The 644-nt window shown below is 55.3% G+C and carries 1 pseudogene; it reads left to right on the top strand.

What is annotated here, in order from left to right:
- Window positions 1–4 precede the first annotated feature (4 nt).
- A pseudogene (locus tag INF73_RS21705) lies at window positions 5–644 on the top strand (hypothetical protein); the annotation flags it as partial.

The raw sequence follows: 644 nt of genomic DNA on the forward strand, positions 1-644 counted from the left end.
AAAAATCATCCCGCAGATAACCGTTCAAACTTATGAATCACGCAGCGAATCCAGAACGTCGGCACCGATAACGGTAACCACACCGCCGACAATTTTTTCCTCAAATTCATCACCAGCGGCTGGCCCTGCTGTACTGCGGCCTGTCCCTGTCTTCGCTAAATCCCGCGAGCGTGGTTCAGGGAATACAGATGCAGGTAAACAACAAGAACCTCATACTAATTTTGCAGAAATGGGCCTGTTCCGGGCAGCACCTGCTGTTGACGCCGTAACAGATTCAGATGCCCCACAGCATGCACAGACGGCAAAGAAAAAGCCACAAGCCCCGGAAGATGTACCTGAACCGAAGAAGCGTAGCGCCCTGTATAAGTGGTTCAACGGCAATCACGAAGAGATGCAATACCAGGCCGCAGTCGCAGCCGCTGCCAGCGCGGCCAGAGCACAGACAGCCACCGCAGGCGCTGGCGTTCTGGAACATGTCGCCGGACGATTCGCTACATATGGAACATGGGCGGTACGAGCTACGGAAATCGCCGCTGGCGGCGTAGGTGCCTCCGTTGCCGGATTCCTGGTAGGCATGATGCCCGGCAAACTCAATGAAGGAGAACAGGACTTCATCGACCGTATGCGCCTTGCACAGATGCGTG

The organism is Enterobacter cloacae complex sp. P6RS (assembly GCF_014982245.1).
Taxonomy (GTDB): domain Bacteria; phylum Pseudomonadota; class Gammaproteobacteria; order Enterobacterales; family Enterobacteriaceae; genus Enterobacter; species Enterobacter bugandensis.